At 51.9% G+C, this 9,735-nt stretch carries 8 protein-coding genes and 2 tRNA genes; 5 read left to right on the plus strand and 5 right to left on the minus strand.

Going from position 1 to position 9,735, the window contains the following annotated elements; genetic code table 11:
- Positions 1-91: 91 nt before the first annotated feature.
- Both mgrA and IM265_RS21425 read left to right on the plus strand, forming a co-directional pair.
- Complete coding sequence (gene mgrA / locus IM265_RS21420) at positions 92-1,090, plus strand: L-glyceraldehyde 3-phosphate reductase (protein ID WP_193030376.1); 999 nt, start codon at positions 92-94, stop codon at positions 1,088-1,090.
- Between the two features lie 127 nt (positions 1,091-1,217).
- On the plus strand, positions 1,218-1,574 hold the full coding sequence (locus tag IM265_RS21425; RefSeq protein WP_049138779.1) for a DUF2502 domain-containing protein: 357 nt from the start codon (positions 1,218-1,220) through the stop codon (positions 1,572-1,574).
- 32 nt (positions 1,575-1,606) lie between these two features.
- Here the strand turns inward: IM265_RS21425 and IM265_RS21430 are convergent, their stop codons facing one another.
- On the minus strand, positions 1,607-2,845 hold the full coding sequence (locus IM265_RS21430; protein WP_028013986.1) for an Nramp family divalent metal transporter: 1,239 nt from the start codon (positions 2,843-2,845) through the stop codon (positions 1,607-1,609).
- 346 nt (positions 2,846-3,191) lie between these two features.
- Here IM265_RS21430 and IM265_RS21435 point away from each other — a divergent pair, with 346 nt between their 5' ends.
- On the plus strand, positions 3,192-4,379 hold the full coding sequence (locus tag IM265_RS21435; protein ID WP_008501591.1) for a NupC/NupG family nucleoside CNT transporter: 1,188 nt from the start codon (positions 3,192-3,194) through the stop codon (positions 4,377-4,379).
- A 43-nt stretch (positions 4,380-4,422) separates the two neighbouring features.
- Here IM265_RS21435 and IM265_RS21440 read toward each other — a convergent pair whose 3' ends face one another.
- The 3 genes from IM265_RS21440 to IM265_RS21450 form a co-directional block, all read right to left on the minus strand.
- Positions 4,423-6,612 carry an EAL domain-containing protein gene (locus tag IM265_RS21440; RefSeq protein WP_045631031.1) on the minus strand — a complete coding sequence of 730 codons (2,190 nt, stop codon included), beginning with the start codon at positions 6,610-6,612 and terminating at the stop codon, positions 4,423-4,425.
- A gap of 215 nt (positions 6,613-6,827) precedes the next feature.
- Positions 6,828-6,903 (minus strand) — tRNA-Ala (locus tag IM265_RS21445).
- Positions 6,904-6,944: 41 nt separating this feature from the next.
- A tRNA-Ala gene (locus tag IM265_RS21450) sits at positions 6,945-7,020 on the minus strand.
- 217 nt (positions 7,021-7,237) lie between these two features.
- On the opposite strand from IM265_RS21450, the gene IM265_RS21455 reads away from it, so the two are divergent.
- Complete coding sequence (locus IM265_RS21455; RefSeq protein WP_047364140.1) at positions 7,238-7,600, plus strand: YfeC-like transcriptional regulator; 363 nt, start codon at positions 7,238-7,240, stop codon at positions 7,598-7,600.
- Between the two features lies 1 nt (position 7,601).
- On the plus strand, positions 7,602-7,985 hold the full coding sequence (locus IM265_RS21460) for a YfeC-like transcriptional regulator (RefSeq protein WP_032644902.1): 384 nt from the start codon (positions 7,602-7,604) through the stop codon (positions 7,983-7,985).
- Positions 7,986-8,037: 52 nt separating this feature from the next.
- Here the strand turns inward: IM265_RS21460 and gltX are convergent, their stop codons facing one another.
- Positions 8,038-9,453 (minus strand): glutamate--tRNA ligase, encoded by a 1,416-nt coding sequence (gene gltX, locus IM265_RS21465; RefSeq protein ID WP_100169902.1) that lies wholly within the window; start codon positions 9,451-9,453, stop codon positions 8,038-8,040.
- Between the last annotated feature and the right edge of the window lie 282 nt (positions 9,454-9,735).

The following is a 9,735-nucleotide window of genomic DNA, read 5'->3' on the forward strand; positions in this document are numbered from 1 at the left end:
TTTACAAAAAAATGCTGGGTTATGCTGCTTTTTTTCACGTTAATGTAAACGTATACACTGATTTTTCTCTTCAGCACGAGAGGTCATACGAATGGGTTATCAGCCGGACAAAAATCGTTATCAGACAATGGAGTATCGCCGCTGTGGGCGAAGCGGACTCAGGTTGCCCGCGGTCTCGCTGGGGCTGTGGCATAACTTTGGTGACGCTACGCTTATCGAAAATAGCCGTCAACTTTTACAGCGCGCGTTCGATCTGGGTATTACGCATTTCGACCTTGCCAATAACTATGGTCCCCCTCCGGGGTCCGCCGAGCGTAATTTCGGCCGTATTTTGCAGGAGGATTTCCTGCCCTGGCGCGACGAACTGATCGTCTCCACGAAAGCGGGATATACCATGTGGGACGGCCCTTACGGCGACTGGGGATCGCGTAAATATCTGCTGGCAAGCCTCGATCAAAGCCTGAAGCGCATGGGGCTGGAATATGTCGATATCTTCTATCATCACCGTCCGGACCCGGAAACACCGCTGCAGGAAACCATGAAAGCGCTTGACCATCTGGTGCGCCAGGGCAAAGCCCTGTATGTCGGGTTATCCAACTATCCTGCCGAGCTGGCGCGAAAAGCGATTGATATCCTGAATGACCTGGGCACGCCCTGCCTGATCCACCAGCCGAAATACTCGATGTTCGAACGTGCGCCGGAAGAGGGTTTGCTGGATGTTCTGCAGGAAAAAGGGGTCGGCTGTATTCCCTTCTCGCCGCTGGCAGGGGGACAGTTGACCAACCGGTATCTTTACGGTATTCCCGCCGATTCCCGTGCGGCAAGCGGCAGTCAATTCCTTAACCCGGAACAGATCACCGAAGAGAAGCTTGAGAAGGTGCGCCAGCTAAACGCCCTGGCAGAAAGCCGCGGCCAGAAACTCTCGCAGATGGCGCTTGCCTGGGTGTTACGCCATGAGGAGGTCACGTCGGTGCTGATCGGGGCCAGCAAAACGGCTCAGATTGATGATGCCGTGGGTATGCTGGAAAACCGCCAGTTTACCGCAGAAGAACTTTCTCTAATCGACCAGATCCTGAGCAGTTCAAAATAAAACCACTTTTAGCAAAAAGTGCTCTCCCTCGGGAATTCGGAGTTGAGGCGATGAAACGAGCCTTTACCAACTCGTAATATTGCGTTAACAGGCCCCACGAAGGCCCCGATCGTGAAGGAGAAAGAGTATGTTCAGGTCACTGATTCTTGCAGCGGTATTACTGGCTTCGGCCCCGCTCGTCGCCACTGCGGGCGAAATCACCCTGTTGCCATCAGTAAAATTACAAATTGGCGATCGTGACGACTACGGCAGATACTGGGACGGTGGCTACTGGCGCGACCGTGACTACTGGCACCGTCATTATGAATGGCGAGGTGACCGCTGGCGCAGGCACGATAACGGCCTGCATCGCGGCTGGTATAAAAACAACGCTTATGAGCGCGGCTACCGCGAAGGCTGGAAAGATCGTGACGACCGCCGCGGCGGCTGGGGTCACGGCGGAAAAGGACGCGGTGGTCACGGTCACGGTCACGGTCATCATTAATGCAAAAAGGAGCCTCCCGGCTCCTTTTTCTTTTATAGCCCCAGCGCGGTGCCAATCAACAGCCACAGATTTAGCGCTACGACGACCACCACGATGGCCCACCCGGCCCGTTTCACCAGCGTCGTATTAACCAGTTCGCCCATCAGAGTTTTATTGCTGGTGAAAATCAGCAGCGGCACCAGCGCCAGCGCAATACCAAAGCTCAGCAGCACCTGGCTCATCACCAGAATTCGCGTTGGATCGAGCCCCATCAGAATCACGATAAACGACGGAAGCATGGTGATAAAACGACGCACCCACAATGGAATATGGAAGCGAACAAATCCCTGCATCACCACCTGCCCTGCCAGCGTCCCCACCACCGTGGAGGAGAGACCGGCGGCAACCAGGCTCAGACCAAATATCGTGGCAGCAGCATGGCTCAGTAACGGCTCGAGCGTGAGGTAAGCCTGGTCGAGATCGGCGACACCAGTATGACCGTTAAAGTGGAAAGCGGCGGCTGCGGTGGCCATCATCGCCAGATTCACAAAACCCGCGATGGTCATGGCGATTGCCACATCCCATTTGGTTGCCGAGTAGCGTTCTTTACGCGTCCCGCCGTGCAGATGCTGGGTCAACGAGGAGTGCAAATAAATGACATGCGGCATAATGGTCGCCCCAAGTACCCCGGCGGCCAGGAAAACCGCTTCCGAGGTTGGCAGGCTTGGGATCACCATGCCTTTTGCGAGCTGCGCCAGATTCGGCTGTGAGAAAATCAGCTCGACGATGTACGCCGCAGCAACAAACAGCAGCAGGCCACCAATGACCTTCTCCAGCGGTTTTTGACCCCGACGTTGCAGCATCAGGATCAGGAATGTGGCAATCCCGGTCAGCACCGCCCCCTGTAACAGCGACACGCCCAGAATCAGCTTAAAGCCAATCGCTGCCCCGATAAATTCAGCGAGATCGGTTGCCATGGCGATAATTTCCGCCTGAACCCAGTAGAGCCACACCGCCGGACGGGGATAATGGTCGCGAATTTGCTCCGCCAGGTTTTTACCCGTGGCAATCCCCAGTTTTGCAGAGAGCATCTGAATCAGCATCGCCATCAGGTTTGCCCAGACGACCACCCACAGCAGCTTATAGCCGAAACTGGCCCCGGCCTGAATATTGGTCGCAAAATTACCCGGATCGATATAGCCGATGGCAGCAATAAAAGCAGGTCCCATTAATGCGAACCGCAACTTGCGCGCGGCTCTACCACTGCTACCCTCTACGCGACTGTTTGTCATTATCTGCCTCTGGAAATATAGCCTTTGCTATGTTTAATGCTATCAAAATGAGAATGATTATCAAGATCATTTAGAGAGTTTAAAATGATTTCTCTGATAGCTAAGAACAATAGATGGGCAGGTGGTGCGACATCACAGAATGTGAAAATGCGCGGTCATTTGTGAAGCGTAGCACACAAACTTAACTTTTCACTCATTTACCTAACATAACAAAAATGTATTGTGGATCACTAATTTTGAGACTCGTCACAGGATGTAACTATAGTGTGTCCCTGATCTCGTTTTCTTTTCGCTTGTTACATAGAATGTGCACGAAAATTAAACCTGCCTCATATTTGGAGCAAATATGGACCGCGTCCTTCATTTTGTCCTGGCACTTGTTGTCGTTACTGCACTCGCATTGCTGGTCAGCACAGACCGCAAAAAAATTCGTATTCGTTATGTTGTCCAGCTGCTGGTCATTGAAGTTTTACTTGCGTGGTTCTTCCTGAACTCCAACGTAGGCCTCGGCTTCGTGAAAGGCTTCTCCGAAATGTTCGAAAAACTGCTCGGATTCGCCAACGAAGGGACAAACTTTGTCTTCGGTAAAATGAACGACGAAGGTCTGGCATTCTTCTTCCTGAAGGTACTGTGCCCAATCGTCTTCATCTCCGCGCTGATCGGTATTCTGCAGCACATCCGCGTTCTGCCGTTCGTTATTCGTGGCATTGGTTTCCTGTTATCCAAAGTAAACGGCATGGGCAAGCTGGAATCTTTCAACGCCGTAAGTTCCCTGATCCTCGGTCAGTCTGAGAACTTCATCGCGTATAAAGATATCCTCGGCAAAATGTCCCGTAACCGCATGTACACCATGGCGGCAACCGCAATGTCTACCGTTTCCATGTCTATCGTGGGCGCGTACATGACCATGCTGGAGCCAAAATATGTGGTTGCAGCGCTGGTTCTGAATATGTTCAGCACCTTTATCGTTCTGTCGCTGATCAACCCCTATCGCGTTGACGCCAGCGAAGAGAACATCCAGATGTCTAACCTGCACGAAGGTCAGAGCTTCTTCGAAATGCTGGGTGAGTACATCCTGGCAGGTTTCAAAGTGGCGATTATCGTTGCCGCGATGCTGATCGGCTTTATCGCCCTGATCTCCGCACTGAACGCCCTGTTCGCCGCAGTGCTGGGCATCTCCTTCCAGGGCATCCTGGGCTACATCTTCTACCCTGTCGCATGGGTGATGGGTGTTCCGGCTCATGAAGCGCTGCAGGTAGGCAGTATCATGGCGACCAAGCTGGTTTCTAACGAATTCGTTGCGATGATGGATCTGCAGAAAATCGCCAGCACGCTCTCTCCACGTGCGGAAGGCATTCTGTCCGTATTCCTGGTCTCCTTCGCGAACTTCTCGTCCATCGGTATTATCGCCGGTGCGATTAAAGGCCTGAACGAAGAACAGGGTAACGTGGTTTCTCGCTTTGGCCTGAAACTGGTTTACGGCTCCACCCTGGTGAGCGTCCTGTCTGCTTCTATCGCTGCGCTGGTTCTGTAACGTTTACCGTAAAAAAAAACCGGGAGACTTGCTCCCGGTTTTTTTATGCCCGCAATTCTTCCAGCGGTTTGGGTTTGCCTATCAGGTAGCCCTGGAGATAGTCCACGCCGAAGCGTAGCAGCATCTCCCGCTGCGCTGGCGTCTCAACATATTCGGCCACCACGCACAGTGATTTCGTCTTCGCCAGATTACATATCGACTGGACGATCATTGCGTCCATATCATCAGTACAAATATCTTTCACGAAGCAGCCGTCAATTTTAATGATGTCTGCCTGCAGGCGTCTCAGACGCTCGTAGTTGGCGTAGCCGGTACCAAAATCATCGATGGCAATCCTGAAACCGTAATCCCGCAGCTGCTGAATATTGTGGATGCTGCAGCCGGAATTGGAGAAGGCCTGCTCTTCGGTGATCTCAATCACGACAGCCTGAGGCGCAACGCCGTACCGTTCAAAGAGCGCACAAATCTCAGTCGCCACCTCATTTTGCATCAGCGTAAGCGGCATCAGATTGACAGAGAAACGGGCGCCAGCCTGCGTCGCTGGGTGATCGCGCAGCCACAGCAGTAATTTTTCCATGACGCACATATCAAACCGGTGGCTGAGGTTGAACTGGGCAATCAGGGGAATAAAGCGGTCAGGGGTGATGATCTCGCCCTCGCTCTCCATACGCGCCAGAATTTCGTAGTACCCGCTACCGTCCGCCTTCTGGATCGGCTGCGCATACAAATGGAACTGCCCCGCCTCCAGGGCGTGCTTAATCCGCGCCAGCATCAGGACACGCTCCGTTGTTTGTCCTGATGCAGCTTCCAGGCTATTCGTCAGCGCAAGAACGTTGTGCGCTCCGCAGGATTGCTCGGCCAGCCAGCTCAGTTGCCCCAGCGTGTGGTGCAGTTTCTCACCGTTTTCGACCATTCCCCAGGACGCGCCAAATTCGATATCCAGCCCGGTATTGTTCCAGAAAATCTTACGGCTGTTCAGCCGATCAACCATATGCTGGAGGCGCTCGGCCGTTCCCTGCCCAAGCAATACCAGCACCAGCTCGCTTCCCGGCAGCTGAAAAAGCGTCTCATCTTTTTGCAACAGCGGCTGGAGAGAGGACGTGATCATTCGTTTGCAGTGCACCCGCATGAGAATTCCGTAATGGCGGCTCAAAAACTCCAGATTATCCATTCTCAGGCAACACACTTTGGCATCCGGGTGGTCGAGGAGAAAATCTTCCAGCGCACGAATGTTGGGTAATCCGGTCAGCGGATCGGTGAGCGCTCTGTCCTGCCAGCCCTGCTTCAACCATTCGCTTCGCTGATAGATACGCGACATATAAAGCAGGCAGATAGCAAAAGAGATCAGTACCGACAGGATAAAGGAGAGCGAATGGCCCGACTCCACTCCGTTTAGAAAGTTGTAGTTGTAGGTCAACAGCAGAAGCGCAGAGGTGGCCCACAGCAGAGAGATAAGCGCGTAGCTCAGACGGCTAATCGCTAACGTAAAGAGAATGAAAATAATCGGCATCAAATAGCCTGCAATAACAGGCGACTCAAAAGGCGCACATAAAATTGCGATGATGGCGATTAACAGCATCAGCCAGACGAATATATATAATGATTTCTTGTGTAAAAACACGGGCTTCACACTTCGCCGCCAGAACTTGATGGCATAACGAGGATTAATAATCATTCTTAACGGATAATAGAACATCATGGTAAAAATCATCGCCGCGCATATCAGGCTTTGAATATCAACAACGTTATAAATTACCGTTCCTTCGCCGAAGAAAGTTGAGATTGTGACCGGAAAATCAAAGAAATAGCCAGCGAGATACATCGACATTTTAATGCCTATCGGCACCATAAAGCCGAGCCAAAATATGCGTAACCCAATGTGCCTGTTGGGCATACAGTAGCGCCAGCGCCGGCCCAGCAGAAGGCGCAGAACACCGCAGGCAGCGAATACGGAGAAAGTCTGACAGAACAGTAATACTGAATATTGTAGTGGTGCTAAATTAACGTTAAATATATTAGCAACCATAAAACTTATCAGAATAGGCAGAATACCGCGGCGCCCCAATAACAGCATAATCGCCAGCATAACGCTTAACGGGAGCCACGCTAAATAAACGTCGTGTTCATTAACAATTGCACGCGGGGAGAGATAACGGGAAACGGGAACCGCAATCAGACAGATCGCCAGAGCAATTATAAATATCTTTACATTATTATACGATTTTCTATTCATTAAGCTGGGGGAGATTATTATCCGTTCATATCATTGACCGAATGGATAATAGGTTTATTAATTACGCGAATCAAGTTGAAGTCTATTTATAGACTGATTTATTGATTTCGGTTGAGGTGGGATATGGAAAAAAACCATTTTGGCAACAAAATACGTTTAGGGGTGTTACAAAAACATAAAAAAAACCCTCGTCTTTTGACGAGGGTTTAAAAATTTGGTGGAGCTAAGCGGGATCGAACCGCTGACCTCTTGCATGCCATGCAAGCGCTCTCCCAGCTGAGCTATAGCCCCACATGTTACTTTACTAACCACACTCTGTTGGGTTCAGAGTTTGGTGGAGCTATGCGGGATCGAACCGCAGACCTCCTGCGTGCAAAGCAGGCGCTCTCCCAGCTGAGCTATAGCCCCATCGTAAAGCTGTCATGTTGACGGGCGGCATAATATGAATTCCGCCGCGGAGTGTCAACGGCAAAATCAATAGCCGCGGTTCAATCGCCGAAAAATCATGCAAATGAATCACTTTGCGAGCCTGCTCGCAGTCATGAGTTAAGCCTGTCACGTTTTCACGTAAAACGGTGCTATAAAATGAGCCGTTAATTAACCCCACGAATATTCAGGAAATTGCATGATCAAGGAACGAATGACGCCGGAAGAGTTAGCCCTGCTCACTGGCTATAGCCGACAGACCATCAATAAATGGGTACGCAAAGAGGGTTGGATAACGTCGCCTAAGCCCGGTGTCCAGGGGGGTAAAGCGCGTCTGGTGCATGTGAACGAAAAGGTGCGTGACTTTATCCGCAGCGCACGCCGGGCAACGGAAACATCCGCTGTGCCTGACGGCATCAGCACTGACGGTTCACTTCATACCCTACTCCTGACGCTGGCCAATGAAATGACGCCGGAAGAGCAGAAGCAGATGACATCGCTGCTATTGCGGGAAGGGATTACCGGTTTGTTGCAACGTTTAGGGATTCGCGACCAGAATTAATATGAAAAGACTACGTAGCAAAATGACCACGGAAGAGTTGGCGGAGAATTTGGGTGTTGCCAGACAAACGGTAAATCGCTGGATACGGCAGCAGGGGTGGAAAACCGAAGGACTCAATGGCGTAAAAGGCGGTCGGGCGCGGCTCATTCACGTTGATGCACGCGTGAAGGAGCATATTATGAGCCTCCCGGCTATCCGTAACCGCCAGGCGGTTTATCATCTGGCTGAGGTGGCCTCATCCTACAATGAACAGCCTTCACGTCTGCGTCCGGGCATTATCGAAACGCTGGAGAGTATGACTGAGCTTGAACAGCAGCGTCTGGATACCTTACTGAAGCGCGAAGGAATACGCGGTTTTCTTGCTCGTCTGGGTATTGCCGAATAAAAGGCAAAAAAAACGGCAGGATACCCTGCCGTTTTTCTTATAGATGGCTTAATTACTGCTGATTTTCACGTTCTGCAATAAAATCCAGCGCCTTGTTGATGCGCGTCACGCTGCGTGACTTGCCGATGGCATGGACAGTCACGTCCAGCGCCGGAGACTGACCCGCGCCGGTCACCGCAACGCGCAGCGGCATACCGACTTTGCCCATGCCCACTTCCAGTTCGTCTGCGGTCGCCTGAATGGCGTGATGCACATTTTCAGCGGTCCACTCGGTGAGCGCAGCCAGCTTGTCGCGCACCACTTCCAGCGGCTGACGCGCAACCGGGCGGAGGTGCTTCTTCGCGGCGTCAGCGTCGAACTCATCAAACTCTTCATAGAAGTAGCGGCAGCTTTCGGCAATTTCTTTCAGCGTTTTGCAGCGCTCGCCGAGCAGTTTTACCAGGTCCGCCAGTTCAGGGCCAGTGCGGGTATCAATGTTTGCCTGCTCAATGTGCCACTGCAGGTAAGTCGCCACATATTCCGGCGGCATGGTATTGATGTAGTGATGGTTGAGCCACAGCAGCTTGTCGGTGTTGAATGCGCTGGCAGATTTGCTCACAGAGCTCAGAGAGAACAGTTCGATCATCTCTTCGCGGCTGAAGATCTCCTGGTCGCCGTGAGCCCAGCCCAGACGCACCAGATAGTTCAGCAGCGCTTCCGGCAGATAGCCGTCGTCGCGATACTGCATGACGCTGACCGCACCGTGACGTTTAGACAGCTTTTTACCGTCGTCGCCGTTGATCATGGAGACGTGCGCATAGACCGGAACAGGTGCATTCAGCGCTTTCAGGATGTTGATCTGGCGTGGGGTGTTGTTGATATGGTCTTCACCACGGATAACGTGGGTAATTTCCATATCCCAGTCATCAACCACGACGCAGAAGTTATAGGTTGGGGAACCGTCGGTGCGGCGTATGATCAGATCGTCCAGCTCCTGGTTGCTGAATTCGATCGGGCCACGGATCTGGTCGTCGAAAATCACCGAGCCATCCTGCGGGTTAGCAAAACGCACCACGCATGGCTCATCAGCGGCATGCTCGCTGTGGTCGTGGCGGCAACGGCCGTCATAACGCGGTTTTTCACCGTTCGCCATCTGCTCTTCACGCAGCGCATCCAGACGCTCTTTGGAGCAGTAGCACTTATACGCCGTGCCCGCGACCAGCATCTCATCAATAACAGCGTTATAGCGGTCAAAACGTTTGGTCTGGAAATACGGGCCTTCGTCCCACTGCAGGTTCAGCCAGTTCATACCATCCATAATGGCTTCAATTGCTTCCGGCGTGGAGCGCTCAAGATCGGTATCTTCTATACGCAGCACGAACTCACCTTGGTTGTGGCGTGCAAAAAGCCAGGAATAGAGAGCAGTACGAGCACCACCGACGTGCAGATAGCCTGTCGGGCTCGGCGCGAAGCGAGTTTTGATTTTCATGAAATGGCCTTACGTTATAAAGATGCCGGCAATCGGCAAATCCCGGGGAAAAAACGATGGGCAATATTCTATCACTGTGGGGGGATTCCTCAATGTCGATCCCTTTATCGTGGCGGAGTTTGCTGTTTTTGTTTAGAAATCATGCGCCACCGCCCGTTTTGCGATCGTTTTGTTTAATTTTACGACGAACGAATAAAAACTTTAGAAAATGCGTTGACTCATTTTCAACTCTCCCTATAATGCGACTCCACACAGCGGGGGTGATTAGCTCAGTTGGTAGAG

Origin of the sequence: Enterobacter cloacae complex sp. P17RS (assembly GCF_014895885.1) — a bacterium.
Lineage (GTDB): Bacteria > Pseudomonadota > Gammaproteobacteria > Enterobacterales > Enterobacteriaceae > Enterobacter > Enterobacter bugandensis.

Excerpts from the sequence above, each read along its gene's own strand:
- IM265_RS21440 (WP_045631031.1), bottom strand. The coding sequence starts at position 6,612 with ATGAATAGAAAATCGTATAATAATGTAAAGATATTTATAATTGCTCTG.
- gltX (WP_100169902.1), bottom strand. The coding sequence starts at position 9,453 with ATGAAAATCAAAACTCGCTTCGCGCCGAGCCCGACAGGCTATCTGCAC.
- mgrA (WP_193030376.1), top strand. The coding sequence starts at position 92 with ATGGGTTATCAGCCGGACAAAAATCGTTATCAGACAATGGAGTATCGC.
- IM265_RS21460 (WP_032644902.1), top strand. The coding sequence starts at position 7,602 with ATGAAAAGACTACGTAGCAAAATGACCACGGAAGAGTTGGCGGAGAAT.
- IM265_RS21455 (WP_047364140.1), top strand. The coding sequence starts at position 7,238 with ATGATCAAGGAACGAATGACGCCGGAAGAGTTAGCCCTGCTCACTGGC.
- IM265_RS21425 (WP_049138779.1), top strand. The coding sequence starts at position 1,218 with ATGTTCAGGTCACTGATTCTTGCAGCGGTATTACTGGCTTCGGCCCCG.
- IM265_RS21430 (WP_028013986.1), bottom strand. The coding sequence starts at position 2,845 with ATGACAAACAGTCGCGTAGAGGGTAGCAGTGGTAGAGCCGCGCGCAAG.
- IM265_RS21435 (WP_008501591.1), top strand. The coding sequence starts at position 3,192 with ATGGACCGCGTCCTTCATTTTGTCCTGGCACTTGTTGTCGTTACTGCA.